29 protein-coding genes and 1 pseudogene are annotated in these 26963 nt (G+C 66.7%); 11 read left to right on the forward strand and 19 right to left on the reverse strand.

Annotated elements, in window-relative coordinates:
* The first annotated feature begins 25 nt into the window (after positions 1-25).
* Positions 26-1336 carry a signal recognition particle-docking protein FtsY gene (gene ftsY, locus QF040_RS18975; RefSeq protein ID WP_429612353.1) on the forward strand — a complete coding sequence of 437 codons (1311 nt, stop codon included), beginning with the start codon at positions 26-28 and terminating at the stop codon, positions 1334-1336.
* Between the two features lie 224 nt (positions 1337-1560).
* Here the strand turns inward: ftsY and QF040_RS18980 are convergent, their stop codons facing one another.
* Positions 1561-3390 (reverse strand): ATP-binding response regulator, encoded by a 1830-nt coding sequence (locus tag QF040_RS18980; RefSeq protein WP_429612354.1) that lies wholly within the window; start codon positions 3388-3390, stop codon positions 1561-1563.
* Positions 3391-3412: 22 nt separating this feature from the next.
* On the reverse strand, positions 3413-4123 hold the full coding sequence (locus QF040_RS18985; protein WP_307645263.1) for a response regulator transcription factor: 711 nt from the start codon (positions 4121-4123) through the stop codon (positions 3413-3415).
* A 188-nt stretch (positions 4124-4311) separates the two neighbouring features.
* Here QF040_RS18985 and QF040_RS18990 point away from each other — a divergent pair, with 188 nt between their 5' ends.
* Together QF040_RS18990 and rpoH are read left to right on the forward strand one after the other, a co-directional pair.
* On the forward strand, positions 4312-4776 hold the full coding sequence (locus QF040_RS18990) for a DUF962 domain-containing protein (RefSeq protein WP_429612355.1): 465 nt from the start codon (positions 4312-4314) through the stop codon (positions 4774-4776).
* 101 nt (positions 4777-4877) lie between these two features.
* On the forward strand, positions 4878-5819 hold the full coding sequence (gene rpoH / locus QF040_RS18995; protein WP_429612356.1) for an RNA polymerase sigma factor RpoH: 942 nt from the start codon (positions 4878-4880) through the stop codon (positions 5817-5819).
* Positions 5820-5864: 45 nt separating this feature from the next.
* Here rpoH and QF040_RS19000 read toward each other — a convergent pair whose 3' ends face one another.
* The 6 genes from QF040_RS19000 to QF040_RS19025 are packed head-to-tail and all read right to left on the reverse strand — an operon-like array spanning position 5865 to position 10988.
* Positions 5865-6704, reverse strand: coding sequence for a DNA alkylation repair protein (locus tag QF040_RS19000; RefSeq protein WP_429612357.1), 840 nt, complete (start codon positions 6702-6704; stop codon positions 5865-5867).
* 13 nt (positions 6705-6717) lie between these two features.
* On the reverse strand, positions 6718-7323 hold the full coding sequence (locus QF040_RS19005) for an SCO family protein (protein ID WP_429612358.1): 606 nt from the start codon (positions 7321-7323) through the stop codon (positions 6718-6720).
* Positions 7324-7342: 19 nt separating this feature from the next.
* Positions 7343-8248, reverse strand: coding sequence for a heme o synthase (gene cyoE / locus QF040_RS19010; RefSeq protein WP_306882742.1), 906 nt, complete (start codon positions 8246-8248; stop codon positions 7343-7345).
* Positions 8245-9471 carry a COX15/CtaA family protein gene (locus QF040_RS19015; protein WP_429612359.1) on the reverse strand — a complete coding sequence of 409 codons (1227 nt, stop codon included), beginning with the start codon at positions 9469-9471 and terminating at the stop codon, positions 8245-8247. Before QF040_RS19015 ends, cyoE begins: the two co-directional genes overlap by 4 nt.
* A gap of 7 nt (positions 9472-9478) precedes the next feature.
* Positions 9479-10162 (reverse strand): hypothetical protein, encoded by a 684-nt coding sequence (locus QF040_RS19020; protein WP_429612360.1) that lies wholly within the window; start codon positions 10160-10162, stop codon positions 9479-9481.
* A complete protein-coding gene (locus QF040_RS19025; protein WP_429612361.1) occupies positions 10146-10988 on the reverse strand; it encodes an SURF1 family protein in 843 nt (280 codons plus the stop codon). The genes QF040_RS19020 and QF040_RS19025 overlap by 17 nt, the downstream gene beginning before the upstream one ends.
* 27 nt (positions 10989-11015) lie before the next feature.
* Between QF040_RS19025 and QF040_RS19030 the strand changes: the two genes are divergently transcribed.
* Complete coding sequence (locus QF040_RS19030) at positions 11016-11246, forward strand: twin transmembrane helix small protein (protein ID WP_429614674.1); 231 nt, start codon at positions 11016-11018, stop codon at positions 11244-11246.
* Positions 11247-11323: 77 nt separating this feature from the next.
* On the opposite strand, the gene QF040_RS19035 is transcribed toward QF040_RS19030, so the two are convergent.
* The 8 genes and pseudogenes from QF040_RS19035 to QF040_RS19070 form a co-directional block, all read right to left on the reverse strand.
* The gene (locus QF040_RS19035) at positions 11324-12205 is read right to left on the reverse strand and encodes a cytochrome c oxidase subunit 3 (RefSeq protein WP_306882738.1); all 882 of its coding nucleotides are present in this window, start codon (positions 12203-12205) and stop codon (positions 11324-11326) included.
* Positions 12206-12266: 61 nt separating this feature from the next.
* Positions 12267-12482, reverse strand: a complete 216-nt coding sequence (locus tag QF040_RS19040) for a DUF2970 domain-containing protein (RefSeq protein WP_429612362.1) — start codon at positions 12480-12482, stop codon at positions 12267-12269.
* Positions 12482-13108, reverse strand: a complete 627-nt coding sequence (locus tag QF040_RS19045; protein ID WP_198784941.1) for a cytochrome c oxidase assembly protein — start codon at positions 13106-13108, stop codon at positions 12482-12484. The genes QF040_RS19040 and QF040_RS19045 overlap by 1 nt, the downstream gene beginning before the upstream one ends.
* A 29-nt stretch (positions 13109-13137) precedes the next feature.
* On the reverse strand, positions 13138-13254 hold the full coding sequence (locus tag QF040_RS19050; RefSeq protein ID WP_013543420.1) for a cytochrome oxidase small assembly protein: 117 nt from the start codon (positions 13252-13254) through the stop codon (positions 13138-13140).
* Positions 13255-13267: 13 nt separating this feature from the next.
* A complete protein-coding gene (gene ctaD / locus QF040_RS19055) occupies positions 13268-14908 on the reverse strand; it encodes a cytochrome c oxidase subunit I (protein ID WP_429612363.1) in 1641 nt (546 codons plus the stop codon).
* 49 nt (positions 14909-14957) lie between these two features.
* Positions 14958-16137: pseudogene (gene coxB, locus QF040_RS19060) on the reverse strand (cytochrome c oxidase subunit II).
* 61 nt (positions 16138-16198) lie between these two features.
* The gene (locus QF040_RS19065; RefSeq protein WP_307597605.1) at positions 16199-16675 is read right to left on the reverse strand and encodes a DUF2244 domain-containing protein; all 477 of its coding nucleotides are present in this window, start codon (positions 16673-16675) and stop codon (positions 16199-16201) included.
* A gap of 188 nt (positions 16676-16863) precedes the next feature.
* Positions 16864-17778, reverse strand: a complete 915-nt coding sequence (locus QF040_RS19070) for a biotin synthase (protein ID WP_429612364.1) — start codon at positions 17776-17778, stop codon at positions 16864-16866.
* A 23-nt stretch (positions 17779-17801) separates the two neighbouring features.
* Between QF040_RS19070 and QF040_RS19075 the strand changes: the two genes are divergently transcribed.
* The 3 genes from QF040_RS19075 to QF040_RS19085 all read left to right on the forward strand — a co-directional run bounded on the left by QF040_RS19075 (position 17802) and on the right by QF040_RS19085 (position 19441).
* Entirely contained in the window at positions 17802-18518 is a 717-nt protein-coding gene (locus QF040_RS19075) for a ComF family protein (RefSeq protein ID WP_429612365.1), read from the forward strand.
* Positions 18519-18552: 34 nt separating this feature from the next.
* Positions 18553-19014: a tRNA (uridine(34)/cytosine(34)/5-carboxymethylaminomethyluridine(34)-2'-O)-methyltransferase TrmL gene (gene trmL / locus QF040_RS19080; protein ID WP_429612366.1), complete on the forward strand. Its 462-nt coding sequence runs from the start codon at positions 18553-18555 to the stop codon at positions 19012-19014.
* A gap of 133 nt (positions 19015-19147) precedes the next feature.
* The gene (locus tag QF040_RS19085; protein WP_013543427.1) at positions 19148-19441 is read left to right on the forward strand and encodes a hypothetical protein; all 294 of its coding nucleotides are present in this window, start codon (positions 19148-19150) and stop codon (positions 19439-19441) included.
* 16 nt (positions 19442-19457) lie between these two features.
* Here QF040_RS19085 and QF040_RS19090 read toward each other — a convergent pair whose 3' ends face one another.
* Positions 19458-19928 carry a MaoC family dehydratase gene (locus QF040_RS19090; RefSeq protein ID WP_307597599.1) on the reverse strand — a complete coding sequence of 157 codons (471 nt, stop codon included), beginning with the start codon at positions 19926-19928 and terminating at the stop codon, positions 19458-19460.
* Positions 19929-20003: 75 nt separating this feature from the next.
* Positions 20004-20624 (reverse strand): ParA family protein, encoded by a 621-nt coding sequence (locus QF040_RS19095; protein ID WP_307645276.1) that lies wholly within the window; start codon positions 20622-20624, stop codon positions 20004-20006.
* Between the two features lie 93 nt (positions 20625-20717).
* On the opposite strand from QF040_RS19095, the gene QF040_RS19100 reads away from it, so the two are divergent.
* A complete protein-coding gene (locus QF040_RS19100) occupies positions 20718-21482 on the forward strand; it encodes an NAD(P)H-dependent oxidoreductase (protein WP_429612367.1) in 765 nt (254 codons plus the stop codon).
* Between the two features lie 2 nt (positions 21483-21484).
* Complete coding sequence (gene kefC / locus QF040_RS19105) at positions 21485-23335, forward strand: glutathione-regulated potassium-efflux system protein KefC (protein ID WP_429612368.1); 1851 nt, start codon at positions 21485-21487, stop codon at positions 23333-23335.
* Positions 23336-23350: 15 nt separating this feature from the next.
* Here the strand turns inward: kefC and QF040_RS19110 are convergent, their stop codons facing one another.
* The gene (locus QF040_RS19110; RefSeq protein ID WP_429612369.1) at positions 23351-24217 is read right to left on the reverse strand and encodes an amidohydrolase family protein; all 867 of its coding nucleotides are present in this window, start codon (positions 24215-24217) and stop codon (positions 23351-23353) included.
* Between the two features lie 104 nt (positions 24218-24321).
* Here QF040_RS19110 and QF040_RS19115 point away from each other — a divergent pair, with 104 nt between their 5' ends.
* Together QF040_RS19115 and QF040_RS19120 are read left to right on the forward strand one after the other, a co-directional pair.
* The gene (locus tag QF040_RS19115) at positions 24322-25095 is read left to right on the forward strand and encodes a crotonase/enoyl-CoA hydratase family protein (protein ID WP_307501961.1); all 774 of its coding nucleotides are present in this window, start codon (positions 24322-24324) and stop codon (positions 25093-25095) included.
* Complete coding sequence (locus QF040_RS19120; RefSeq protein WP_429612370.1) at positions 25092-26945, forward strand: feruloyl-CoA synthase; 1854 nt, start codon at positions 25092-25094, stop codon at positions 26943-26945. The genes QF040_RS19115 and QF040_RS19120 overlap by 4 nt, the downstream gene beginning before the upstream one ends.
* Positions 26946-26963: the final 18 nt, after the last annotated feature.

Genomic DNA, 26963 nt, shown 5'->3' on the forward strand with positions numbered 1-26963 from the left:
TGGGTCGGATTGTAAAAAGCTCCTGATGTTCAGTTTCTTCAAGAAAAAACCGCCTGCCGAAACCCCCGACACGCCGGCGCCCACACCGCCGGCCGCGCCGGCCCCTGCCCTGGAGCCCGCGCCCGCACGCTCGGTGTTCTCGCCTTCGAGCTGGTTCGGCGCGAAGCCGGCGGCCGAAGAAGCCCCTGTGACGCCTGCGCCGGTGCCAGCTCCGGCACCCGTGCCCCCGCCAGCGCCAGCGCCCACACCTGTCGCGGCACCTGCACCGGTTGTCTCGCCCGCCCCGGCCCCCGTTGTGGCGCCCACACCAGTGCCGGCCCCAGTCGTGCCGGCACCCTCTCCGGCGCCAGCACCCGCGCCCGTCTTCGTTCCACCGCCTCCGCCACCCGCGCCCGCTCCGGCCCCTGCGCCCGTCGCGACAACCGCTGTCGCGACCGAGCGCAAGGGCTGGTTCGACAAGCTCAAGACGGGCCTGCGCAAAACGGGAACCGGCATCCAGGCGGTGTTCGTCAACGCGCAGATCGACGACGCGCTGTATGAAGAGCTCGAATCCGCCCTGCTGATGGCCGACACCGGCGTCAAGGCCACCGAATACCTGCTCGACGACCTGAAGGTCCGCGTCAAGCGCCAGATGGCCACCGATGCGGCGCAGGTCAAAGTGCTGCTGGCCGAAGCCATCGCCGATCTGCTGCGCCCGCTCGAGAAACCGCTGTTCATCGGCCAGTTCACGCCCACCGTGATCATGGTGGCCGGCGTCAACGGCGCGGGCAAGACGACCTCCATCGGCAAGCTCACCAAGCACCTCGCCACCGAAGGCGCCTCGGTGCTGCTGGCGGCGGCCGACACCTTCCGGGCGGCGGCGCGCGAGCAACTGCTGGTCTGGGCCGACCGCAACACGGTCGAGATCGTGAGCAACGAGGGTGGCGACCCCTCGGCCGTGAGCTTCGACGCGGTGAACGCCGGCAAGGCGCGCGGCAAGGACGTGGTGCTGGTCGACACCGCCGGACGCCTGCCGACGCAGCTGCACCTGATGGACGAGCTCAAGAAGATCAAGCGCGTGGTCACCAAGGCCGACGCCAGCGCGCCGCATGAAGTGCTGCTGGTGATCGACGGCAACACCGGGCAGAACGCGCTCGCGCAGGTGAAAGCATTCGACGAGACGCTGGGCCTCACCGGCCTGATCGTGACCAAGCTCGACGGCACGGCCAAGGGCGGCGTGCTGTGCGCCATTGCGCGCGAACGGCCGATCCCGGTTTACTTCATCGGCGTGGGGGAGAAGCTCGAGGACCTGGAGACCTTCAACGCGCGCGAATTCGCGCAGGCACTTCTGGGCTGACTTCGGGCCGATCCGGGAATAAAAAAAAGCGGCCCCCGCTTGCGCCGGGGCCGCTCTTCACTTTTCTTCTTCTCTCCCTTCCCCCTGGTTCTTGTGCCGTACGGCCCCCTGGGCGGCGTCGGAATGCAGTGAAGATATTCGGCGGAGCGAATGCTCACCAGTGCCGAAAGTCATGCCATTCGATCCTTACTTCGGCGATCGGATTGCAATTACTACCAATGTGTTCAGGCATCGACCATTGAGGGCCGGGTCGCCACCTTCGACCCGGCAAGCTCGGCCATTGCCTGGAGCAACGCAGCCGCCACGACGGGCTTGAACAGCACCGGCACCTGCGACTCCCGCACACGCTGCAGGCGGGCGGGCGAGGTCTCGCCGGTGATCAGCAGCAGCGGGATTTCGGCACGGCCCTCGCTCGGCCCCTGGCAGAGGCGCAGGCCGGCATCGAGGCCGTCGACGCCATCGGCCAGGCGGTAGTCGCACAGCAGCAGATCGAACGGGCGCCCTTCGCCGTGCGCCTTTTGCAGGGCGGCGGCAGCGCCGGCCTCGTCGGCCACGGCGTGCGCATCGACCGCGTGCGAGCGCAGCAGGCCCACCATGGCCTCGCGGATCTCGAGTTCGTCGTCCAGCAGCAGCACGCGCCCCGGCAGCGGCGGCGCGATCCTGCGTTGCGGCGCCTGCGCCAGGTCTCCCGTCTCGGAGGGAAAGGCCGGCTGCAGCCCGCTGGCCTGCGCACGGGCGAGCGGCAGCACGACGCGAAAGTGCGTGCCGCGCCCCGGACGCGAATGCATCTGCACCGGATGGCCGAGCAGCCGCGACAGCCGCTGCACGATCGACAGCCCGATGCCCAGGCCCCGGGAGCGGTCGCGGCCCGGATTGTTGATCTGATAGAACTCTTCGAAGATGCGGCCCGACTGCTCGGGCGCGATGCCGATGCCGGTGTCGCGCACCTCGACCCACACCGAATCGCCGCGCTCGCGCGCCATCACCGTCACGCCGCCGTGGGCCGTGTACTTGAGCGCGTTGTCCATCAGGTTGGACAGCATGCGGTGCAGCAGTTGCGGATCGCTGTGCACCCACAGGCCGCTGGCACGCACCCGCAATTGCAGCTGCTTCTGCTCGGCGCGCGCCGAGAAGGTGTGGTTGAGCGGCAGGAAGAGCGCGTCCAGCTGCACCGGCTGCGGCACCGGCGTGATCACGCCCGCATCGAGCCGCGAGACGTCGAGCATGGTGTCCAGCGAGGCGCCGAGCGCATTCACCGCGCGCATCAGGCGCTCGGCATTGCGACCCTCGGGGCGGTCGCGCAGCTCGTTCTCGAGCGCGGCGCCAAAAAGCGCAATGGCGTGCAGCGGCTGGCGCAGGTCGTGGCTGGCGGTGCCGAGGAAGCGGGTTTTCTCTTCGCTGGCGCGCTCGGTGGCGGCGATCTGCTCGCCCAGGCGCGCGGCCAGAGCCTCGTTCTCGAAGCGCAGCATGAGCGACTCGGTCAGGAGCCTGTGCTGGCCGATGCCCGCGCGCAGCGTCAGCAGCAGGTAGGCCGCGCCGGCCGCCGCCAGAAAGAGATGGAGGCCGTCGCCCTGCCATGCCAACGCGGTGATCAGGCCCAGCGACATGGGGAGCGTGTAGCCGAACAGCGCCGACTTCAGCGGCCAGAGCGATTGCGCCGCGCGCGCGCAGCTGCCCACGATCACCGCCATCAGCAGCGAGGTCATCGGCAGGTTGTCGTAGGGCACGATGAGCCAGGGCACCACCGCCGTGATCATGCTGACCAGCGTGACCATGCGGGAGATCTTGCGCGCCCAGTACGCGCTTTCCCGCGCAGGGCGCAGCGGGGTCCAGCGCGGCGTGAAGAAGACGTAGATGTCGGCAATCACCAGGCCGCCGATCCAGAACAACAGGCTCAGGTTGCGCAGCTGCGAATAGATGATGCAGCCGAACACCACCACGAAAGCCATGTGGGTCAGCGTCGAGACGATGTAGGTGTCGTAGACAGAAGCGACGTGCTCGCGCAGCACCCGCTGGCCGAGGGTGTGGTCGGCGGACGGGTCGCTGGACGCCACGGCCGGCAAGCTCAGAAGCTCGTCAATGCAGCGTGCTGATCAACTGGGCGCGCGAGCGCATGCCGAACAGCAGCAGGATGGTCGAGACGTGGTTCTTCACCGTGCCCTCGCTCAGGTTGGCGAGCTGGGCGATTTCCTTGTTGGCCTTGCCCTCGAGCACCCACTGCAGCACCTGCATCTGGCGCGGCGTGAGCTCCTGCCATGCGCTGGCGTGGGCGAACTCGGCATAGCCGGTGAGCGCCTTCGGAACGGTGGGCGGCGGGTTGTCGGCGGCATCGGGGTCCAAGAGGCCGCAGGCGCGGATGAAGCTCACCACCTCTTTCAAGTCGGCCGACTTGGGGAGGAAAGCGCTGGCACCCAGTGCGAGCACGCCCTGCGCCAGCGTGCTGTTGCCGGTGCCGGACAGCACCACGATGCGCGCCGCCGGAAAGCGCAGCCGAAATTCCGCCAGGCCGCTCAGTCCGTGGGTGTCGGGCAGCGCCAGGTCGAGCAGCACGAGGCCGATGGCGGATTGATGGGCTTCGTACAGCGCGAGGGCGTCGGTGACGTTGCCGGCCTCGAAGACCTCGATGCGCCCGCCCGAAGAGCTGGCTTGGGCCTGCACCAGCGCACAGACCCCCAGGCGGAGCAGATCGTGGTCGTCCACGACCAGGATCGCAGTCGGTGCGCGAACCGGAAGACCCGCCCCCGCTGTCTCTGGCGGAGGCGTGGAAGAAGAATCGAAGGGAGTCACGCGTTTGATCTTAGCGGGGCAAAGGGCCCGCGACAGTGCCCTAAGTCATGGCGCGGTGCGCCCACTGGGCCGGAATTGCTACTTTTTCAGTAGCATTCGCAGCGCTTGCCCGCACTTGCCATCCGCGAGTGCCGTGGGCACCATCGAACTCTCGCCGCATCGAACGGCGCTTCTTCAGGAGACTCACCATGATGCACACCGCTGCCGCCCCGCTGGCATCGAGCGACCGCAAGGTCGACCGGCTGCTCGCGCACTACGAGGAAAGCCACCGCAATCCGACCAACGAGCTGATCCACTACATCGCCATCCCGGCCATCATGCTGAGCATCGTCGGGCTGCTTTTCGCGGTTCACCCATGGGTGGCCTATGTTTTCGTGGCTGCGAGCCTCGTCTATTACGCGTTGCTGCGCTCAGCGGCCTTCCTGGTAACGATGCTGGTGCTCACCGCGCTGGCCCTGGCGCTGGTGCATGCGATGGGCGGGCTTGTTTTGCCGATTTCAGCCGCAATCTTTGTTATGGCCTGGATATTCCAGTTCGTGGGCCACAAGATCGAAGGCAAGAAACCTTCGTTCTTTGAAGACATCCAATATCTCTGGGTCGGCCCGCTGTTCGTTTTGTCGAAGCTGTTCCTGAAGATGGGGATTCGTTGGTAGTAGCTTTTGCCTATCAACGCGATAAAAACTCAAGGGAACCCTTGGTTTAGCACTCCCTCTAACCGAGTGCTAATATGGCCAATACAAAGGAGTTTCCCCTGATGACAACGCTGTCTGGAGTCTCTGCCAACCAGCTGGCCGTCGCCAATCCATGGTCGATGGTCCCCCCGCTGGGCAACCTGGATGCTTATATTTCGGCCGCGAACCGCCTGCCGCTGCTCACGCTCGAAGAAGAGCAGGGCTTCGCTCGCAAGCTGCGCGACCAGAACGACCTTGACGCCGCCGGCGCGCTGATCCTGTCGCACCTGCGCCTCGTGGTTTCCATTTCCCGCCAATACCTGGGCTACGGGCTGCCGCACGGCGACCTGATCCAGGAAGGCAATGTCGGCCTGATGAAGGCCGTGAAGCGCTTCGACCCTGACCAAGGTGTGCGGCTGGTGAGCTACGCCATGCACTGGATCAAGGCCGAGATTCACGAGTACATCCTGAAGAACTGGCGCATGGTCAAGGTCGCGACGACCAAGGCCCAGCGCAAGCTGTTCTTCAACCTGCGCTCGATGAAGCAGGGCTTCAAGGCCGACTCGGCCGCGTCCGACAACGGCACGCACCGCGAAACGCTGAGCCCCGACGAGGTGTCGCAGATGGCGACCCGGCTCAACGTCAAGCCCGAGGAAGTGCTCGAGATGGAAACCCGCCTGTCGGGCGGCGACGTGCTGCTCGATCCGGGTCCGTCGGACGACGGCGACGAAGCCTTCGGCCCGATCGTCTACCTGGCCGACGCCACACAGGAGCCGACCGCTCTGCTCGAATCGCAGCAGCGCGACCGCCTGTCGAGCGACGGCATCGCCACCGCGCTCGAAGCGCTGGACGACCGCAGCCGCCGCATCGTCGAAGAGCGGTGGCTCAAGGTCAACGACGACGGCTCGGGCGGCATGACGCTGCACGACCTGGCTGCGGTGTACGGCGTGAGCGCCGAGCGCATCCGCCAGATCGAAGTCGCGGCGATGAAGAAGATGAAGAAGGCACTGGCGGACTACGCGTAAGCCGCCGCCCTCTTTCAGCAAAAAGCCCGGCAATGCCGGGCTTTTTCATGGGCCTTTGGAGAGCGTCCGCAGCGCCCGTTTCGCGATGTAGCGCGTCGCATCGGTGTCCGATTCCGCGACCCATCGTTTGCACAACTTGTCGACCCATTCCCCTTGCGTCTTGCTCGCATCGTTGAGCCAATTCGCGACCGAGTTCTGCACGTAGCGGCTGCCATCCGCCCGCAGCGGCTCGATCAGCGGCAATGCGCGCCAAGGTTCCGCCTTGAGCGCCTCGATTTGCGCGCACCACACGCCGCGCGGACGCGTGAGTTCGCTGGCGAAACGGCGGATGTTCGGATCGGCGTCGAACACCCACGGCTGCAGCAGCGCAAGCGCTTCCTCCAGCGAGACGATGACCGCGTCCCGCACCGCCATCCAGGCGATCTCGCGCACGCCGAAATGCGAGTCGGCGGCGAAGCGGCGCACCGCTTCGAGTTGCGCCGGCAAAGGCAATCCGGAAAGCGCGACCCACTGCGCGGCCCAGCAGCGCGCCACGTCGCTCGCGTGCGTGGCCAACCGGTGTGCGACGGCATCGCGCTCGGCGTGAAGCGCCGTCAGGTCGTAGAGCGCACGGGCAATGTGCGTATGGCGCTGCATCGGTTTGAAGGCGCCGAGCATGGCAATGGTGTCCACCAGACGTTCGCTTGTTGCATCGAGCCCGACGTGCCCTGCCACGCTGCGCGCCAACTGCGGCAGTTCAAGCGCCAGGAATTCGTTGAGGTTGACGGTCTCGAGCAGTCCGTCGTTGAGAGCGCGCAGTACCTCGGGCGGAATGAGCGCGATGCGAAAGGCGCCTTTGCGCGTCTTCAGGTGATCGACCGACGTGACGACGGCTACAGCGTCCACGGGCCGGTCCTCCTCAGGAACCCAGCAGCGTCTTCAGGTCCGACACCATCGACGGCACGCCCGCACCATAGCGCGCGTAGAGACGCAGCCGGCCCTGCGGGTCGTAGATGAAGCTCGCGGCCGAGTGGTCCATCGAGTAGCTGGTGGGCGTCTTGCCGTCGACCTTCTTGTAGTAGACCTTGAAGTCCTTGGCGGTCGCGACGAGCTCGTCGGGCGTCGGGATCAGCGCGACGAAGTTCGGATCGAATGCGCCCATGTAGGCCTTCATCACCTCGGGCGTGTCGCGCGCCGGGTCGACGGTGACGAACAGCACCTGCAACTTGTCGCCGTCCTTGCCCAGTTGCTGCTTGACCTGCGCCATCTCGGTCATCGTGGTGGGGCAGACGTCGGGGCATTGCGCGTAGCCGAAGAACAGCACGACCGCCTTGCCCTTGAAGTCGGCCATGGTGCGGACCTTGCCGTCGGCGTCCTTCAGCGAGAAGTCCTTGGCGTAGTCGGCACCGGTGATGTCGACCGCATTGAAGCTCTGCTTGGTCTCGCTGCAGGCCGAAAGCCCCACGCCCAGTGCCGCCACGGCCATGCTGCCGGCGATCAGTTGGAGAGCGTTGCGCTTGTTCATGGGACGAGGAGTGTTCGATTCAATGGAGGTAGTGATCGACGAGCAGCGCCAGGAACAGCACGCTCAAATGGATCAGCGAAAAGCGGAAGGTCTTGCGCGCGAGCGTGTCCGAGTAGTTGCGCCAGAGCGCGAACGCATAGCCCGTGAAACCGATGCTCACGGCCACGGCGACCGCCAGGTACAGCCAGCCGCTCATGCCGTAGATGAAGGGCATGAGGCAGGCCGCGAAAAGAATGAAGGTGTAGAGCAGCACCTGCAGCCGCGTGAACTCGTTGCCGTGCGTGACCGGCAGCATCGGGAGGCCCGCCTTGCGATAGTCCTCGACACGGTAGAGCGCGAGCGCCCAGAAGTGGGGCGGCGTCCACAGGAAGATGATGAGAAAGAGGATCAGCGCCTCCGGACCCACGTCGCCGGTCATGGCGGCCCAGCCCAGCACTGGTGGCATCGCGCCCGAGGCACCGCCGATCACGATGTTCTGCGGCGTCAGCGGCTTGAGGATCACGGTGTAGATCACCGCATAGCCGACGAAGGTGGCGAAGGTGAGCCACATGGTGAGCGGGTTGACGGTGAACCACAGCAGCGCCGAACCCGCCGCGCACAGGAGCGCCGAGAACACCAGCGCCTGCAGGTCGCTGAGCTGCCCGCGTGCCGTGGGACGCCACGCCGTGCGCTTCATCTTGGCGTCGATGCCCTTCTCGACCAGGCAGTTGAACGCCGCCGCCGCGCCGGCCACCAGCCAGATGCCGATGCAGGCGAGCACGGCGCGCTGCACGTCGAACCACGAGGGCAAGCCGGGCACGGCGAGCACCATGCCGATCAGCGCGCAGAACACGATCAGCTGCACCACGCGCGGCTTGGTCAGCGCGTAGAACTGGCGCAGCACGTTCGCGGTGCTGGTGTGCTGAACGGGGATCGGGGTGCTCACGCGGGGGCTTTCTTCGAGGTGGGGGTCGTGGACGTACCGCGTGCATTGTCGTCGGCACGCGTTGTGGCGGTTTCGACGGCTTCGCGGCGGCTCTCGCACAGGGCCCAAGTCAGCACCACGGCGAGCGCTGCGGCACCACCGGTGTGAAGCACGGCGGCGGCCAGCGGCCAGCCGAGCAGCACGTTGCCGAGACCCGTGGCGAGTTGGAGCAAAGCGAGGCCCGCCAGCCAATGGGCCTGCGGGCGCAGCGCGTCGATGCGGCGCAGGCGCCAGGCGAGCACGCCGAGTGCGACGAAGACGGCGTACGCCATCAACCGGTGCGCGTAGTGGATGGCGGTGAGCGCCGAGAAATCGAGCGGCTGGCCGTCGCCGGTCACGCCGAGGTGGCGCCAGATCTCGAACCCCTGCGCGAAATTCATCGGCGGCCACCAACTGCCCTGGCAAGTCGGGAACTGGGTGCAGGCGAGCACCGCGTAGTTGGTGCTGACCCAACCGCCGAGCGCGATCTGCAGGACGAGCAAGACGGTGGTCGCGATCAGGCCGTTACGCAGGGCCGGCGACACCGGGGTCGGCAAACGGTCTGCGGCAACCTGCCGATAACGGACCGCCTGGATGCACAGCAGCGCGAGCAGGGCGATCGCACCGAGCAAATGCAGCGTGACGATCGCGGGGAAGAGTTTCCAGGTGACGGTCATTGCACCGAAAGCACCTTGCAGGCAGACCCAGACCAATGTCGCTGCCGGCCACCACGCACTGAGCGTGGCGTGGTCGCCGTCGCCCGGCTCGACCGGCTTTCGGAATTGGCGGCGCCGCACGATCCACGTCGCACCGGCCAGCGTGAGGATCAGCACGCCCACACCGGTCGCCAGATAGCGATGGACCATCTCCACCCACGCCTTGCTGTGCGTCACCGGCCCCGTTGGCTGGGCCGACTGCGCCATCGCGATCTCGTGCCGCGCGCCGACCGGGCTGGCGTTGCCGTAGCAACCGGGCCAGTCGGGACAGCCGAGGCCCGAATCGGTCAGGCGCGTGAAGGCACCGAACAGCGTGAGGTCGAAGGTGAGGAACAGCGTGAGCACCGTCAGCGCATGCAGCCGCCGCGCCGGGCCATGCCCCGCGTTGCGGCGCCACACCCAGACGAGCGGCCCGAGCGCGATCAGCACGCCGGCCGCCATCAGCCAGGCGATCGGTGCGAGGTCGTACAGGGAGCTCGTGTCGGTCATGGGCAAATCAGCGGCCGGGTTCGTCCCACGAGGACGAGGCGCGCAGCAGGCGATCGATGTCGCGCTTGGCGCGGCTCGCGCCGGCGGCATCCATGCGCGCGGGGAAACGCATCATCCAGTTGCCCATCGGGTCGACAACATAGAGGTGCTCGGCGAGGGAGTGGCCCGACACGGGCGCAAGCCACTTGGCCAACTGGTCGGCCGGCACGCGCAGCACCGTCGCGCCATGCAGGCCATTGTTCAGGCGCTCGGGGATCGGCGCCGCATCGCTCACGAGCCAGACGCGGTCCATGCGGTCCTTCTCGCGGCCCAGGCTCTCACGAAGCTGCCGCTGCAGGTAGAGCTGCTGTTCGCACAGCGCATCGCAGGCCGCATCCGCCACCGCCACCAGCAGCCACTGTCCCTTGAGCGTGGCGACGTCGACCGGCGCGCCGTTGCGGTCGGTGGCGGTCAGCCGGGGCAATTCGCGCTGCGGGTTGATCAGCTCGCCGTAGACGCTGCGGCCCTCGGGGCGGATCACGTAATAGGTGAAGTACGACGCGATGACGGGTGCGGCGCACATCAGCAGCACCGCGATCATCTTCCAGCGCCCGACGACCGTGCGCCGGCCCTCGGCGCCGTCGAGCGCCTGGTTGGGCGACGGCATCGAGTGCACCGTCAGGCCCAGCGGCTCGTCAGAGGCGGCGCTCATCGCGTGCGCGGCGCCGCGAGCGGCGGAAGGGGGTGATGAATTGGAACCAGACATAGAGGATGACGACGAGGGCCGAAAGGCCGAACCACTGGAATGCGTAACCGTAGTGCCTCTCCAGCCCCAATGCCGGGGCCGGCCAGTCCCGCTGCAGGCCCTCGGAGGCCGGGCCGGTCTGCTGCAGCGACACGTCAGTGCGCAGCGGCAGCTTGGTTTCGGCACGGAACGCCTCCAGGTCGAGATTTTGCCGGATGGCCGAAGACCCCTCGGCGGCCGGTGGCGGCACGGGCGCGGAAGCCGCCGAGGCGGGTGCCGGGGCGGCCGCTGTCGACGATGTGCCCAGCTCGAGCAGATGGCTCGGCGGCGGCTCGATCAGGCCCGTGACCTCGACGATGCCGGCCGGCGTTTCGACCGCCCCGAGCTTCGTGCGGTCGACGAAATTGCGCTGCACCCAGCCGCGCTGGATCATCACCGTCTGCTCGGTGCCTTCGAGCGCGAACGGCGTCAGTACATAGAAGCCGGGCACGCCGTGCATCTGGCGGTTGTCCAGGTAGACCGTCTGCGGCGTGAGCCAGAGGCCGCGCAGGCGCACCGGGCGGTGCAGCGCATCGCTCGCCTGCGGCAGCGCGAGGAACGCGGCCTGGTCGAGCGCGGGCTTCTGCTTTTCGGCATCGATGCTGGCCTGCAGCGCCTCTTTCTGCGCGGCCCGCGAGAGTTGCCAGCGGCCCAGCGAGACGGTGGCGGCCAGCGTCAGGATGGCCGCGATGGTGACGAGCCAGAAACGGCCGCGGCGTCGCGGTGCTTCGGCGTTCAGGGGTTCAGGGATCACTGGAGAGGACGGGGCGTGCGGCCGATAATGCGGGTCATGAAATATTTCGTCACCCTGGTGTTCCTGGGGATCTTCGCGAGCCTCGGATTTGCGCTGTACTTCATGCTGAAGGACGGGCGCAACGGGCGCGCCAAGAGTGGCGGCATGGCGCGCGCCCTCACCTTTCGGATCGGCCTGTCGGTGTTTTTGTTCCTCTGCATGCTGCTCGCCTGGAAATTCGGCTACATCCAGCCCACCGGGCTCCCGCTCGGCAAGTAGATGGTGCTCGTTCCAGGAGAACCATGAAAAAGGCGCCTTGCGGCGCCTTTTTTCTGGAATGACGCGAGGCTCTTCGCTCAAAGCCAGTAAACCAGCATGTAGAGACCCAGCCACACCACGTCAACGAAGTGCCAATACCAGGCAGCCCCCTCGAAGCCGAAGTGGCGCTCGGGCGTGAAGTGGCCCTTCTGCAAGCGCAGCGTGATGAACAGCAGCATCAGCATGCCGATGAACACGTGCAGGCCGTGGAAGCCGGTCAGCATGAAGAAGGTCGAGCCGTAGGTGCCCGAGCTGAGCTTCAGGTTCAGCTCGGTGTACAGGTGGTGGTACTCGTAGCCCTGCACGCCCAGGAAGACGATGCCCAGCAGCACGGTGAGCCACATGAAGCGGATGGTTTGCGCACGATGGCCGGCACGCAGCGCGTGGTGGGCGATGGTGAGCGTCACGCCCGAGCTGAGCAGCAGCGCGGTGTTGATGGTGGGGAGCCAGAACGGACCCACGGTCTGGAACGGCTCGACGATGTCGGCCGGCGAAGCGGTCGCACCGGCGGCCACGCTCGGCCAGACGGCCTTGAAGTCGGGCCAGAGGATCGCGTTGTCCAGGCTGCCGAGCGTCGGCAGCGCATGGGTGCGTGCCCACCACAGCGCGGTGAAGAAGGCACCGAAGAACATCACTTCCGAGAAGATGAACCAGCTCATGCTCCAGCGGAACGAGAGGTCGATCTTGTGGCCGTACTGCCCGCTCTCGCTTTCGCCGATGGCCGCACGGAACCACACGAAGAGCGTGGCGAGCCAGCCGACCATGCCGGCCGCGAGCGACCAGGCGCCCCACTCGTGGCCATTGATCCATTGCGCCGCACCGAGGATCACGAAGAACAGACCGGTCGCGGCCATGACCGGATAGGCCGAGGGTCCGGGCACGAAGTAGTAGGGCGTGGTGCCGTGGGTGGTTGAACTCATATCAGCTCCTGGCTTTCTTTCTTCTCTCGATTCAATGGATTCTTGTTTGTCGTGGGGTTCGTCAGGCCGTGGCAACCACATACCGCACCAGCACCACCAGCCCGACGACGAAGACGATCACCGCGATGAATGCCACCGCGATGATGTGCAACGGATTCAGCTTGCCCAGGTCTTCCTGGTAGGCGCTGTTCTTGCGAACGCCGAAGAACGACCAGCCCACCGCCTTCACCGTGTCCCACAGCGTGGCCTTCGGCTTGTTCGATGGCGGAACGGTCATCACGAGCGCGGCTCATTGGCGGTGCTTGTGACTGCGGCCACCGGCGCTGCCGGCGTCTTGCCGCCCACCTCGAAGAAGGTGTACGACAGCGTGATGGTCTTCACGTCCTTGGAGATCTTCGGGTCGATCACGAACGCGACCGGCCACTGCTTCTTCTCGCCCGGATCGAGCGTGTACTGGTTGAAGCAGAAGCACTCGAGCTTGTTGAAGTAAGGCGCGGCCTGCTGCGGCGCGTAGCTCGGAATCGCCTGCGCGGCCATGCGGCGGTTCTGCACGTTCTGGAACTCGTACATCACCGTGTTGAGCTGGCCCGGGTGCACCTCGATGGTCCGCTCGGCGGGCTTGAAGTCCCAGAGGCCGCCACGCACGTTGGAGTCGAACTCGACCTTGATCGTGCGGGTCATGTCGACCTGTGTGTTGTCTGGCACGCGCACGTTCTTGCCGCCACTCGCGCCGCCCGGCACCTCGAGCTCGGAGAGCGCGAGGATGTTGATGCCGGTCATCTCGCAGATCGCGCGGTACATGGGCACCAGCGCATAGCCGAAGGCGAACATGCCGCAGGTCACGACGGCGAGCTTGCCCACCATGCGGACATTGGCGCGGCGGATGCGTTGGCCGAGACTCATGCGTGCTGCTCCGGTTCGTTGGCCAGCGGTCAGCGACCGCTGAAGAAGACCATGCGCACGATGAAGCCGATGAAGAAGATCACCGCGATGGAGGCCAGCGTGAGCCCCATGCGGCGGTTGTTCCTTCTTTGCTCAGGCGTCGTCATTTCGTGCGGTCGATCAGCCGATCACCTTGGTGGCGGTCGGATCGAGCTTGGGCGGGTTCTCGAAGGTGTGGAACGGGGCCGGCGACGGCACTTCCCACTCGAGGCCTTCAGCCGCTTCCCACGGCTTCTGCGAAGCCTTCTCGCCCTTGCCGCGCATGGTCGGCAGCACGACGAACAGGAAGAAGTACAGCTGGGCGAAACCGAAGAAGAAGGCACCGACCGACGCGAGCGCGTTGAAATCGGCGAACTGCATCGGGTAGTCGGCATAGCGACGCGGCATGCCCGCGAGGCCCAGGAAGTGCATCGGGAAGAAGGTCACGTTGAACGAGATCAGCGACCACCAGAAGTGCACCTTGCCGCGCGTTTCGTTGTACATCACGCCGGTCCACTTGGGCACCCAGTAGTAGAAGCCCGAGAACATGGCGAACAGCGAGCCGGCCACCAGCACGTAGTGGAAGTGGGCCACCACGTAATACGTGTCCTGCAACTGCGTGTCGATCGGTGCGACCGCGAGGATCAGGCCGGTGAAGCCGCCCATCGTGAACACGAAGATGAAGCCGACCGCGAAGAGCATGGGCGTCTCGAAGGTCATCGAGCCCTGCCACATCGTGGCGATCCAGTTGAAGATCTTCACGGCCGTGGGCACCGCGATCAGCATGGTCGCGTACATGAAGAACAGCTGGCCGGTGAGCGGCATGCCGGTCGTGAACATGTGGTGTGCCCACACGATGAACGACAGGATGGCGATCGACGAGGTGGCGTACACCATCGAGGCGTAGCCGAAGAGCTTCTTGCGGGCGAAGGCCGGCACCACCTGGCTGATGATCCCGAAGGCCGGCAAGATCATGATGTAGACCTCGGGGTGGCCGAAGAACCAGAAGATGTGCTGGTACATCACCGGGTCGCCGCCGCCGGCGGGGTTGAAGAAACTGGTGCCGAAGTGGCGGTCGGTCAGCGTCATCGTGATGGCGCCTGCGAGCACCGGCATCACGGCGATCAGCAGGTAGGCGGTGATGAGCCAGGTCCAGCAGAACATCGGCATCTTCATCAGCGTCATGCCGGGGGCGCGCATGTTGAGGATGGTCACGATGATGTTGATCGAGCCCATGATCGACGAGGCGCCCATGATGTGCATCGCGAAGATGCCGGCGTCCATCGAGGGGCCCATCTGCAGCGTGAGGGGCGCGTAAAGCGTCCAGCCCGCAGCGGGTGCGCCGCCTGGCATGAAGAACGAACCCACCAGCATCAGCGCCGCGGGAATCAGCAGCCAGAAGCTGAAGTTGTTCATGCGCGCGAACGCCATGTCGGAGGCGCCCACCTGCAGCGGGATCATCCAGTTCGCGAAGCCCACGAAGGCCGGCATGATGGCGCCGAACACCATGATCAGGCCGTGCATGGTGGTGAACTGGTTGAAGAGCTCGGGGTTCACCAGTTGCAGGCCAGGCTGGAACAGCTCGGCGCGGATCAGCAGGGCCAGGATGCCGCCCACCATCAGCATCGTGAAGCTGAACAGCAGGTAGAGCGTGCCGATGTCCTTGTGGTTGGTCGCGAAGACCCAGCGGCGCCAGCCGGTGGGTGCCGCGTGATGCTCGTCGTGGCCGTCGTGTGCGTGGTCGCCGTGGGCGTGACCGTGGGGGTCGAGGACTGCACTCATTTCGTTGTTCCTTGCAATTTCTTCTTCGCGGGGCGCTGCTGCTGGCGTGTCACTTGCCGCGCAGGGCCAGCACTTCGGCCGGCTGCACCAGCTGGCCCGTCTTGTTCGACCAGCTGTTCTTGGTGTAGGTGGCCACGGCCGCGAGGTCGGTGTCGCTCAGCTGTTTCCAGGAAGGCATCGCACCGTTGTTCTGGCCGTTGAGCAGCACTTCCAGCTGCACCTTGTGATCGGCGGCAACCACCTTGGCGGAGCCGTCCAGCGGCTTGATCGGGCCCGCGCCCTTGCCGTTGGCCTGGTGGCAGGCTGCGCAGTTGGCGGCGTAGACCTTCTCGCCGCGCACCAGCATCTCGGGCAGCGCCCAGACCTTGGTCGGGGTCGTCGAGCTTGGCGGCGGCTTCCTTGCGCTTGGCCGCGACCCAGGTCGTGTAGTCGGCCGACGAGACCACCTTCACGTGAATCGGCATGTACGCGTGTTCCTTGCCGCACAGTTCCTGGCACTGGCCGTAGTAGTCACCCACGGCCTCGGCGCGGAACCAGGTGTCGCGCACGAAGCCGGGAATCGCGTCCTGCTTCACGCCCAGCTGCGGCACGGCGAACGCGTGGATCACGTCGTTGGCGGTGGTGATGATGCGGACCTTCTTGTTGACCGGCACCACCAGCGGGTTGTCGACCTTGAGCAGGTAGTCGTCGGGCATCGCACCCTTGGCGCCTGCATCGGACATCGCGCGCTGCGAGCTGTCGAGCGTGGAGATGAAGGCCAGGCCCTCGCCTTCGCCGTTCAGGTAGTCGTAGCCCCACTTCCACTGGTAGCCCGTGGTCTTGATGGTGAGGTCGGCATTGGTGGTGTCCTTCTGGGCCACCAGCACCTTGGTGGCGGGCAGCGCCATCACGATCACGATGAGGAAGGGCACGATGGTCCAGATGACCTCGACCACCACCGATTCATGGAAGTTGGCGGCCTTGTGGCCCACCGACTTGCGGTGCTTCCAGATCGAATAGAACATGACCGCGAACACGGCGACGAAGATGACCGTGCACAGAATCATCATGATCGTGTGGAGCAGATGCTGCTCCTGCGCGATCTTGGTCACACCGACCGGAAGATTCAACTGGCGAACCGAAGGGCCGCCGGGCAGATCGTTGACTGCGTGCGCCGCGCTGCTGAAAGCCGCGCCGGCCGCCAGCAACAGATTCGCCGGCCTGTACTTGTTGCGCCAAATGCTCTTCATCGTGTTCACGTTTCTTCAATTTTTTCGACAAACCCAACCGTGCAGCGCTGCGCAAGCCGCTTCAAGCGCCACGCAACGCCATGCGAATCTCGCGCGCCAGTGCTGCACGCAACTCCGGGCGTACATAGCGCCCCACCCTGACTGATTGCCCCTGCCCCGAGACCTCGATCAGCGAGCGATCGCTGGTCTGCGGTTCGATCCGCACCTGGTGCGGAAGAAATTCCGTGCGTTCGTAGTGCCCACCGTCCTCGAGCTCCACGACCAGCCGGCCGCCCTGCAATGCGATCCGCTCTCCATCGGTCGCATGCCGCGCGTACAGCATGAATGCGAAACCCACCGCGGCGAGTTCGAGCCAGGCGAATGGCAGAACCAGCGGCGCACCGTGCAGCCAGAACACCGTGCCGATACCGAGCGATACCACGCACAGCGACGCGTAGAGCCAGCCCAGCTGGCTCGGGGTCACCGAGCAATTTCGCTTCAGGAACCAGTGGATGCTCTGGCCTGAAACGGTGGCAAAACGAAACACGGAATTCGACACGGGCGAGTTCAGCAAATCGGTGCGTCGACGGTCGCCAAACCCCTCGTACGCCCTCGTACAAACGGGATCCGACAGCCCCTCGATCGCGGGACAATACCCGCGAGTTTCACGCAACGGCGGATTGTAGCGGGTAGATACCGGCGCTCGCAGGCCCTGTGGGACGCCTACGGGTCACTACTACTAGGCAATCACGCGCCGGGTCGACCTCGTTGCAGCATGGAGCGCATTTCGCGCAGCGACACCGCGCTTTCGGCCGACAGCGACACGCGCGGCGTCGGCTTGAAGGCATGGCCGTAGATGACCTCGAAGGTCAGCGCGATGTGGCCGTTGCCGCCCTCGGCCGGCGCCAGTTCGGGCAGCGCGCCCTTCAGCGCCTTGTGCCAGGCCTTGCCGCGCAGCGCCGGGAAACGCCCCGGGTGCAGGTTGCGGCCCAACGTGCGCAGTTCGGCCAGCGCCGCCTCGGGCGTGGCCCAGGTCAGCACGATGCGCTCCATGTCCATCACCGGCTCGGCGAAGCCGGCGTGCACCAGCATGTCGCCCCAGTCGTGCATGTCGGTGTATTCGTGGCCGGCAGCAGGCCAGCCAAGCCGGGCATGCAGCGCGCGCAGCTCTCGCACGGTGTCAGGGCCGAGGCACGAGAACATCAGGAAGCCGTCGGTCGCGACCAGCTTGTGCCACTGCGAGATCAGCGCCTCGGGGTCGGCCGCCATGTGCAGCGACATGTTGGCCCAGAGCAGGTCGACACCGTCTTCGGGCGGCGCATCGAAGCGGGCCTTGCCGCCCTGCCAGCGGCGCGCGCTCCACCAGGGCGCGGCCAGCGCCTCGCCTGTCTTGGCGGCGAGGGCTGGCTCGGGTTCGATCACATAGGAAGCGGCATCGCGGTAGCGGCGGGCCACAAGTTCATGCGCCTCGAGGCCGCCTCTGAGCGGCGCCCAGTCGGCCCAGGTGCGGGGCTGGGCCTTGATCCATTGCAGCCGGTCTTCCATGCGCCGGCCGATTTCCTCATGCAACCAAGGCGAGCCATCGGCGGGCGCGAGCCGACGCCAGCGTGCGGCCGCCGTGGGGTCGATGGTCGGCGGTCTTCTTGCGGGGTCGGTGGCCATGGGGCCGTGAGTATATTGAGACCATGTTCAGCCACCGGGCCCTGAGGCCTTTCACCTCCCTGCTCGCGCGGCTGCCCAGCCAGTGCGAGGTCTGCCGCGCCTGGCCTTCTCAACCGGTGTGCGACGCCTGCGTCTCGCGCTTCGCGCCGCCGGCCATGCGCTGTGGCAGCTGTGCCCTGCCGGTGCCCGAAGGCGTGGCGCGCTGCGGCGACTGCGTGCTGCACCCGCCGCCGCTGGATGCCTGCCTCGCCGCCTGCACCTACGCATGGCCCTGGCCCGATGCCATTGCCCGGTTCAAGTTCCGCGGCGACGCCGGCTGGGCCGGCCCGTTCGCGACCCTGCTGCGCAGTGCGCCCTGGGTGGAACCGGCGTTGGAGCAGTGCGACATCGTCCTGCCGATGCCGCTCGCGCCCGGCCGCCTGCGTGAGCGAGGCTTCAACCAATCGCTCGAACTCGCGCGCCGCATGGCGCCGGCCAAGACCGACGCGACGCTGTTGCTGCGCACCCGCGAAACCCCCGCGCAGAGCGGCCTTTCGCGCGCCGAGCGCCTGCGCAACCTGCGCGGCGCCTTCGCCGTGGAGCCGTTGCGCGCGGACCGGCTGCGGGAAAAACGCATCGTGCTGGTCGACGACGTGATGACCAGCGGCGCCTCGCTGTTCGCCGCCGCCGAAACGCTCCGGCTGTCCGGCGCCGCCCACATCACCGCGGTGGTGCTGGCCCGCACCGACCCGCCGCGCTGACCGCCTTCCGCGCAAGCCCGCCGACAATCGCCGGATGTTCCATATCGTCCTGGTCCACCCCGAAATTCCGCCGAACACCGGCAACGTGATCCGGCTCGCCGCCAACACCGGCTGCACGCTGCACCTGGTCGAGCCGCTCGGCTTTTCGATGGACGACCGCCTGCTGCGCCGCGCCGGGCTCGACTATCACGAGTACGCCGAGGTGAAGCGCCACGCCGACTGGCAAGCGCTGATCGATGCGGAAAGCCCCGCCGCCGACCGCATGTTCGCCCTCACCACCCGAGGCATGCGCGCCGTGCACGACGTGCGCTTCCAGCCGGGCGACTGGCTGGTGTTCGGCTCCGAAACCAGCGGCCTGCCGCCCGCGGTGCGCGACGGCTTTGCCGAACCGCAGCGCCTGCGGCTGCCGATGCGCGAAGGGCAGCGCAGCCTGAACCTCTCGAATGCAGTGGCGGTGACGGTGTTCGAAGCCTGGCGGCAAAACGGATTCAACTGACCCTTCAGGAAGCAAGGGCGCATCCGGTCGGAACGGCGGAGCGTATGGATGACATGCCGGCGCGAAAAGCAGCAGTCACTGCATCTCGCTCCGGCATCGAGTCCCTCAACGCTTTGCCTCAAGGAGTTCCATCATGAATGCCAAGTCGATTGCCCTCGCGACCTTCGCCACGCTCGCCCTCAGCACCGGCGCCCAGGCCTTCCAGGGTGAACAGAACCCGCTGCCGCCGGCGCCCTTCCAGTCGACGCTGTCGCGCGCCGAAGTGCAGGCCCAGGCTCGCCAGCCGCTGAAGATCGGCAACGGCGGCACCGGCGTGGCCCAGCAGACCAACGGTAACACCGACCGCGCAGCAGTCCGCGCCAGCGCACTCGGCATCACCCGGCAAGGCGCCGCCACCTACGGCGAAGTGACCGACCGCCGGATGTAAGCAACGAGCCGCTATTTCAGCGGTAGCGGCGCGCCACCGACTCGGCCACGCACGCCGGCTTGGCGGCGCCTTCGAGCTCGATGGTGGTTTCCCAGGTCATCTGGAAACCATCGTCGGCAATCGGCTCCGAACTCAGCAGCTTCATGCGCGCCCGCAGCCGCTTGCCCACCGGCACCGGCGACATGAAGCGCACCCGGTTCATGCCGTAGTTCACGCCCATGCGCGACTCGACCACATCGATCGCCGCCTCGAAGAATTTCGGCAGCAGCGACAGCGTCAGGAAGCCGTGGGCAATCGGCGCGCCGAAGGGGCCGGCCTTGGCGCGCTCGATGTCGACGTGGATCCACTGGTGGTCGCCCGTCGCCTCGGCGAACTGGTTGACCTGCTCCTGCGTGATGGTGATCCAGTCGCTCACGGCGACTTCCTGGCCGACGCAGGCGGAGAGATCCTGAAGGGTCTGGAATGTCTTTTTGGTCATGCGGGGCATTCTGGTGCCAAGGGGTTGGGCGCGGCTGTCGGCATCGCGACAACCGGGGTCAGGAAAAAACCGGGTGCCTTGACCTCAGGCTTCGAGCCATTCACAGATCGGCTGCCACTGTTCGAGGTCGCGCTGCACGCGGCCCGGTGCGATGTCGAACAGCGTGAGCCCGCGCGCTGCGAGCTGCACATAGTTCTGCGTGTCGCGCAGCTCGCCCAGCACGGGCACGCCGAGTCCGGCGATGAATTCGTTCAGCCGGTCGGCCGCCAGGGTGCGGGCGTTCACGCGCATGCCCACGAGGCCGATCTTGGTTTTCTCGGCGCGGCGCTGTTCCATCAATCGATCGAGGAAATCGCGCGTCGCGTAGATGTCGAAGATGCTCGGCTGCAGCGGCACGATCACGCGGTCGGCCAGCGCCAGCACTTCCTTGAAGCGCCAGCCGTGCAGGCCGGCGGGCGTGTCGAGCACCGCGTGCGTGGTGCCGCGCGGCGGGCGCACCACGGTGCTGTCGCCGGAGGCTTCCCAGGTGGAAATCGGCCGGGCCATCGGCGGGCGCAGGCCCAGCCACAGCCGCGAGGACTGCTGGCGATCCACGTCGCCCAGCATCACGGCATGGCCGCGGCTCGCAAAGTAACCCGCGATGTTCGTCGCGATCGTCGACTTGCCAACGCCACCCTTGGGATTGGCGACCAGAACCACCGGCATGGGAATCTCCTCCAGAGCTGGAACAGGGCCGCATCGTAGTGCCTCGCCCTTTTGGGGGCGGTGAATCGCCTCCGGTTGCGCTATGTTCGCGGCATGACGACAACAACATCCCCGGGAAACCCCGCCGACGAATCCGGCGGCATCTACGTGATCGCGGCCCATCCGCACTGGCGCGATTCGCGCGTCAACCGCCGCATGCTCGCCGCCGCACGCGCAGTGCCAGGGGTGGAGGTCTGCGACCTCTACGGCAGCTACCCCGACTTCGCCATCGACGTCGAGGCCGAGCAGGCCCGGCTCGCGAAGGCCCGCCTCGTCGTGCTGGTGCACCCGATCCAGTGGTATTCGATGCCGGCGCTGCAGAAGCTCTGGGTCGACGACGTGCTCAGCTACGGCTGGGCCTACGGCCCCGGCGGCACCGCGCTGCAGGGCAAGGACTTCTGGCTGGTCGCGACCACCGGCAGCCCCGAGGCCAGCTACCACCCCCAGAACTACCACCGATATTTCTTCGACGCCTTCCTGCCGCCCTATGAGCAGACCGCCGCGCTCTGCGGCATGCGCTTCTTGCCGCCGCTCATCTTCTACGGCGCGCGCAGCGCCGACGAGGCCGAGGTGACAGCGCATGTCGAAACCTACGCCCAGCGGCTCGGCAGCTACCCCGACTGGCCCGAGATCGAGGAGATCGACGCCTGCATCGCCTGCCCCGTGCCCGAAGCCGACCGCCCGGCCGAATCGGACGACATGGGCCAGGTGGTGTCCAGCACCTTCCACTCCGCGATGACGCGAAGCATCGCCTCCATACCCGCCGCCAACGAAGCCCGGAACAGCGACAACAACGGCAACCGGGAAGGCACGGCCTGAGCATGGAACACGCACCCGCCTGGCTGACCAGCAGCCTGATCTACCTGGGCGCCGCCGTGCTGGTGGTGCCGCTGTCGAAGTTCCTCGGGCTCGGCTCGATCATCGGCTACCTCGTGGCCGGCATCGCGATCGGCCCGTGGGGGCTGGGCCTCGTGTCCAGCGTCGAAGACGTGCTGCATTTCGCCGAGTTCGGCGTGGTGCTGATGCTGTTCCTCGTGGGCCTCGAACTCGAACCCAAGCGCCTGTGGAACCTGCGCCGGCCCATCTTCGGCTGGGGTGCGGCGCAGGTGCTGAGCTGCGCCGCGGTGCTGTTCGCCGTGGGCTGCGCGCTCGGGGCTGAATGGCGTGTGTCGCTGGTGGCATCGCTGGGCCTCGCGCTCTCTTCCACCGCCATCGCGCTGCAGGTGTTCGGCGAACGCAACCTGCTGAAAACGCCGAGCGGCCAGGCCGGCTTCTCGATCCTTCTGTTCCAGGACGTGGCGGCCATCCCGATCCTCGCGCTGCTGCCGCTGCTGGCCGGTGCATCCGCCGCCGAGCATTCGCTCAGCGGGCTGGACCGCGCACTGGAGGCGCTGAAGATCGTCGGCGTGATCGCCGGCATCATCCTCGGCGGCCGCCTCTTGCTGCGCCCCCTCCTGCGCTGGATCGCCCGCAGCAACACGCCCGAGATCTTCACCGCCGCGGCGCTGCTGCTCGTGGTGGCCATCGCGGCGTTGATGCAGCTGGTGGGCCTGTCGATGGCGCTCGGCGCCTTCCTCGCCGGCGTGCTGCTGGCCGAGAGCGAATACCGGCGCGAGCTGGAGACCGACATCGAGCCCTTCAAGGGATTGCTGCTCGGCCTGTTCTTCATCGCGGTGGGCATGTCGATCAACTTCGGCGTGCTGATCGCGAGCCCCTGGGTGATGGCCGCGCTGGTGTTCGGCTTCATGGCCATCAAGCTGGTCGTGATCTACGCGCTCGCCAAGGCGATGAGCCTGGCCTACCAGGAGCGTCCGGTGTTCACGCTGCTGCTCGCGCAGGGCGGCGAGTTCGCGTTCGTGGTGTTCCAGGCAGCGGGGCCGGACGTGCTGCCACCCGAGATCACATCGCTCCTGATTGGCGCGGTGGCGCTGTCGATGCTGCTGTCGCCGCTTCTCCTGGTGCTGCTCGACAAGTTCGTGCTGCCGCGCTACAGCCGCAACACCGGCCCGCAGCTGGAGGAAATTTCCGAGCAGCAGGACGCCAAGGTGCTGATCTGCGGCTTCGGCCGCTACGGCCAGATCGTCGGGCGCATGCTGATGTCGCAGGGCCTGCGCGTGACGGTGCTGGACCACGACGCCGACACCGTCGAGGGCCTGCGCCAGTTCGGCTTTCGGGTGTTCTACGGCGACGCGACGCGGCTCGACCTGCTGCGCACCGCCGGCGCGGGATCGGCCAAGGCCATCGTGGTGGCGGTGGACGACATCGAGCAATCGCTGGAAATCGTCGACCTCGTGAAGGAGAACTTTCCGCAGGCCCGGATCATTGCGCGGGCCCGCAACGTGACGCACCTGTTCCAGCTGCGCGACCGTGGCGTGACGGACGTGGAGCGCGAGGTGTTCGAGTCGTCGCTGCGCAGCGCCCGCGCCACGCTCGAGGCGCTGGGCTGGCCGGCGCACGAGGCACGTGAGTCGACGATGCGGTTTCGCCGCCGGAACATCAAGCTCAGCGACGAGATCTATCCACACTACAAGGACCGGGCCAAGCTGATCGCGGCCAACAAGGCGGGCCGCCAGCAGTTCGAGGAGCAGATGGCGCGCGAGCGCGAGGAGCGGCAGCGCCGCTCGGGGCGCGATTGGGACCGGATCGACGAAAAGGAAGAGGCGGATTCGTAGCCCGCCCTCCTGTCGTCAGCCTTCGAGTTTCAGCAGCCGGACGGCGTTGCCCTTCAATATCCCCGGCATCACCTCCGGCTTGAACCCGGCTGTTTCGAAGTCCTTCATCCAGCGGTCGGGCGTGATCAGCGGGTAGTCGCTGCCGAACAGGATGCGGTCCTTCAGCAGCGTGTTCGCGTACTGCACGAGCTGCTTCGGAAAGTACTTCGGGCTCCAGCCCGAGAGATCGATCCACACGTTGGGCTTGTGCGTCGCCACGCTCAGTGCCTCGTCCTGCCAGGGGAAGCTGGGGTGGGCCATGACGATCTGCATGTCGGGGAAGTCGATGGCCACGTCGTCCAGGTGCATCGGGTTGCTGTACTCCAGCCGCAATCCGCCGCCGCAGCGCATGCCCGAGCCGATGCCGCTGTGGCCGGTGTGGAAGATGGCCGGCAGGCCGTACTCGGCAATCACCTCGTAGATCGGCCAGGCCATCCTGTCGTAGGGGTGGTAGCCCTGCACCGTCGGATGGAACTTGAAGCCCTTCACGCCGTGCTCCTCGATGAGCCGGCGGGCCTCGCGCGCGCCCATCTTTCCCTTGTGCGGATCGACGCTGCCGAAGGCAATCATCATGTCGCTGTTGTTTTTTGCGTGCTCCGCGATCTCTTCGTTCGGGATGCGGCGGCGGCCCATGTTCGACTCGGCATCGACCATGAACATCACCAGCCCGATCTTTCTTTCACGGTAGTACGCCACGCTCTCGGCGATGGTCGGGCGGCCGCTGGAGCCGAAGTACTTGTCGGCGGCGCGGTCGTACTCCTCGCCGTAGTTGTCGAACGGATTCCAGCAGCTCACTTCGGCGTGGGTGTGGATGTCGATGGCGATCAGGTTCCGGTGGTCCATGTCGTTGTCTCCGATGCGGGTAAATCCCTAGGATCCGAGGCATTCAAATGCCTTGAGTTGATTATTTATCATAACCATAATTCGATTCACACTCAAACCCGATCATGACCAATCCCGACCTCCAACTCGACATTCGCGACGACGTCGCCATCGTTCGCCTCGCGCGCGGCGCCAAGCGCAATGCGCTGTCGGACGGCCTGATCCTCGCGTTGCGCGACACCTTCGAGCAATTGCCCTCCAGCGTGCGCGCCGCGGTGCTCGATGGCGAGGGCCCGCACTTCTGCGCCGGCCTCGACCTCTCTGAACTGAAAGAGCGCGACGCCGGCCAGGGCATGCAGCACTCGCGCCTGTGGCACGCCGCGCTCGACCTCATCCAGCACGGCCCGGTGCCGGTGGTCGCGGCGCTGCACGGCGCGGTGGTCGGCGGCGGCCTCGAACTGGCAAGCGCCTGCCACATCCGCGTGGCCGACCGCTCCACCTTCTACGCGCTGCCCGAAGGCTCGCGCGGCATCTTCGTGGGCGGCGGCGGCTCGGTGCGCATCCCCAAGCTGATCGGCGTGGCCCGCATGACCGACATGATGATGACCGGCCGCGTCTACAACGCCGAAGACGGCGAGCGCGCCAACTTCGCGCAGTACCTGGTCGACGAAGGCACGGCATTCGACAAGGCCTTCGAACTCGCCAAGCGCATCGCCACCAATGCGCCGCTCACCAACTACGCGCTGATGCACGCGCTGCCGCGCATCGCCGAACAGTCGGCCGACCACGGCTTCTTCACCGAGGCGTTGATGTCCGGCATCGTGCAGGCCGCGCCCGAAGCGAAGGAGCGCGTGCGCGACTTCCTCGAAGGCCGTGCCGCGAAAGTGAGCAAGGGATGACCGCCATCCGCTATCGCCCGCTCGCTTTCGGCGTGACCCGCGCGGTGCTGCGCGACGGCGCGCCGGGCACGCAGTACCTGCAAGCCGAGACACAGCTCGAGGCCTACCGCGAGCGCATGACCGACCGCCTCGCGCACTGGGCCGAACACGCACCCGACCGCACCTTCATCGCCCGCCGCGAGCGACTGGCCGACGGCAGCACCGGCGACTGGCTGCGCGTGTCCTACGTGCAAGCTCTTCAGGAAGCGCGCAGCATCGGACAGGCATTGCTCGACCGCGGCCTGGACGCCGACCGCCCGGTTGCGATCCTCAGCGAGAACGGCATCGAGCACGCGCTGCTCGCGCTCGGCTGCCTCTACGCGGGCGTTCCTTATTGCCCCGTGTCGCCGCCCTATTCGCTGGTGAGCCAGGACTTCGAGAAGCTGCGCCACGTGCTGGACACGCTCACGCCGGGCCTGGTGTTCGCCGCCGATGCCGAACGCTACGGCCGCGCCATCGAAGCGGCGGTGCCGGCCGGCACCGAGGTCGTGCTCGCCAGCGGCCAGATCCCGGGCCGCGCCACCACGCGCTTCGACATGCTCGCGTCCACGCCGGCCACGCCCGCCATCGACGCCGCGATGCGCGCGACCGGACCCGACACCATCACCAAGTTCCTCTTCACCTCGGGCTCGACCAAGATGCCCAAGGCGGTGATCAACACGCACCGCATGTGGTGCGCCAACCAGCAGCAGCTGCGCCAGTCGATTCCCGCGCTGGGCGACGAGCCGCCGGTGCTGGTCGACTGGCTGCCCTGGAACCACACCTTCGGCGGCAACCACAACGTGGGCATCGTGCTGGACAACGGCGGCACGCTCTACATCGACGATGGCAAGCCCACGCCCGCGGGCATGGCCGAGACGCTGCGCAACCTGCGCGAGATCGCGCCCACCATCTACTTCAATGTGCCGACCGGCTTCGAGGCGATCGCGAACGCGATGGAAACCGACGCGGTGCTGCGCCGCAACCTGTTGTCGCGCGTGAAGATGTTCTTCTACTCGGGCGCGGCGCTGTCGCAACCGATCTGGGACAGCCTGCACAAGACGCAGGAGGCCGAGGTCGGCGAGCGCATCGTGATGGGCACGGGCCTCGGCATGACCGAGTCGGGCCCCTTCGCGCTCTACGTCACCGGGCCCGAAGTGAAGTCGGGTGACATCGGCTTGCCCGCGGCCGGCATCGAGATCAAGCTGATCGAGGTCGACGGCAAGACCGAGGTGCGCTACCGCGGACCCAATATCACGCCGGGCTACTGGCGCGCGCCCGATGCCACGGCCGAGGCTTTCGACGAAGAAGGCTTCTTCTCGACCGGCGACGCGGTGAAGTGGATCGACGACGAGAACATCCACCGCGGCCTGCGCTTCGACGGCCGCATCGCCGAAGACTTCAAGCTCGCCACCGGCACCTTCGTGAGCGTGGGTCCGCTGCGCGCGAGGATCATCGCGGCCGGCGCACCCTACGTGCAGGACGCGGTGCTGACCGGCATCAACCTGAAGGAAGTCGGCGCGCTGATCTTCCCGACGCAGAAGGTGCGGCAGCTCGCCGGGCTGGCTGCCGACGCCACGATGCAGCAGGTGCTCGAAAGCGCCCCCGTGCAGGCGCACTTCCAGCAGATGGCGAACGATCTGGCTGCGATGGGCACCGGCAGCGCCAACCGCATCGCGCGGCTGCACCTGATGGCCGAGCCGCCCTCCATCGACAAGGGCGAGGTGACCGACAAGGGCTCGATCAACCAGCGCGCCGTGCTCAAGCACCGCGCCGCGCTTGCCGACGCGATGCATGCGGGCACGCTGCCCTTCACGCTGACGCCCCGCTAATTTCTTCCAGGAGACAAC

The sequence above is a fragment of the Variovorax sp. W2I14 genome, from assembly GCF_050435205.1.
GTDB classification, from domain to species: domain Bacteria; phylum Pseudomonadota; class Gammaproteobacteria; order Burkholderiales; family Burkholderiaceae_C; genus Variovorax; species Variovorax paradoxus_C.

Bases quoted from the DNA above. Each gene is read 5' to 3' on its own strand.
- ftsY (WP_429612353.1), top strand. From the start codon at position 26: ATGTTCAGTTTCTTCAAGAAAAAACCGCCTGCCGAAACCCCCGACACG.
- QF040_RS18990 (WP_429612355.1), top strand. From the start codon at position 4,312: ATGATGCACACCGCTGCCGCCCCGCTGGCATCGAGCGACCGCAAGGTC.
- rpoH (WP_429612356.1), top strand. From the start codon at position 4,878: ATGACAACGCTGTCTGGAGTCTCTGCCAACCAGCTGGCCGTCGCCAAT.
- QF040_RS19005 (WP_429612358.1), bottom strand. From the start codon at position 7,323: ATGAACAAGCGCAACGCTCTCCAACTGATCGCCGGCAGCATGGCCGTG.
- QF040_RS19015 (WP_429612359.1), bottom strand. From the start codon at position 9,471: ATGACCGACACGAGCTCCCTGTACGACCTCGCACCGATCGCCTGGCTG.
- QF040_RS19020 (WP_429612360.1), bottom strand. From the start codon at position 10,162: ATGAGCGCCGCCTCTGACGAGCCGCTGGGCCTGACGGTGCACTCGATG.
- QF040_RS19030 (WP_429614674.1), top strand. From the start codon at position 11,016: ATGCGGGTCATGAAATATTTCGTCACCCTGGTGTTCCTGGGGATCTTC.
- QF040_RS19035 (WP_306882738.1), bottom strand. From the start codon at position 12,205: ATGAGTTCAACCACCCACGGCACCACGCCCTACTACTTCGTGCCCGGA.
- QF040_RS19040 (WP_429612362.1), bottom strand. From the start codon at position 12,482: ATGACCGTTCCGCCATCGAACAAGCCGAAGGCCACGCTGTGGGACACG.
- QF040_RS19045 (WP_198784941.1), bottom strand. From the start codon at position 13,108: ATGAGTCTCGGCCAACGCATCCGCCGCGCCAATGTCCGCATGGTGGGC.
- QF040_RS19050 (WP_013543420.1), bottom strand. From the start codon at position 13,254: ATGACGACGCCTGAGCAAAGAAGGAACAACCGCCGCATGGGGCTCACG.
- ctaD (WP_429612363.1), bottom strand. From the start codon at position 14,908: ATGAGTGCAGTCCTCGACCCCCACGGTCACGCCCACGGCGACCACGCA.
- QF040_RS19070 (WP_429612364.1), bottom strand. From the start codon at position 17,778: ATGGCCACCGACCCCGCAAGAAGACCGCCGACCATCGACCCCACGGCG.
- QF040_RS19075 (WP_429612365.1), top strand. From the start codon at position 17,802: ATGTTCAGCCACCGGGCCCTGAGGCCTTTCACCTCCCTGCTCGCGCGG.
- trmL (WP_429612366.1), top strand. From the start codon at position 18,553: ATGTTCCATATCGTCCTGGTCCACCCCGAAATTCCGCCGAACACCGGC.
- QF040_RS19085 (WP_013543427.1), top strand. From the start codon at position 19,148: ATGAATGCCAAGTCGATTGCCCTCGCGACCTTCGCCACGCTCGCCCTC.
- QF040_RS19090 (WP_307597599.1), bottom strand. From the start codon at position 19,928: ATGCCCCGCATGACCAAAAAGACATTCCAGACCCTTCAGGATCTCTCC.
- QF040_RS19095 (WP_307645276.1), bottom strand. From the start codon at position 20,624: ATGCCGGTGGTTCTGGTCGCCAATCCCAAGGGTGGCGTTGGCAAGTCG.
- QF040_RS19100 (WP_429612367.1), top strand. From the start codon at position 20,718: ATGACGACAACAACATCCCCGGGAAACCCCGCCGACGAATCCGGCGGC.
- kefC (WP_429612368.1), top strand. From the start codon at position 21,485: ATGGAACACGCACCCGCCTGGCTGACCAGCAGCCTGATCTACCTGGGC.
- QF040_RS19110 (WP_429612369.1), bottom strand. From the start codon at position 24,217: ATGGACCACCGGAACCTGATCGCCATCGACATCCACACCCACGCCGAA.
- QF040_RS19115 (WP_307501961.1), top strand. From the start codon at position 24,322: ATGACCAATCCCGACCTCCAACTCGACATTCGCGACGACGTCGCCATC.
- QF040_RS19120 (WP_429612370.1), top strand. From the start codon at position 25,092: ATGACCGCCATCCGCTATCGCCCGCTCGCTTTCGGCGTGACCCGCGCG.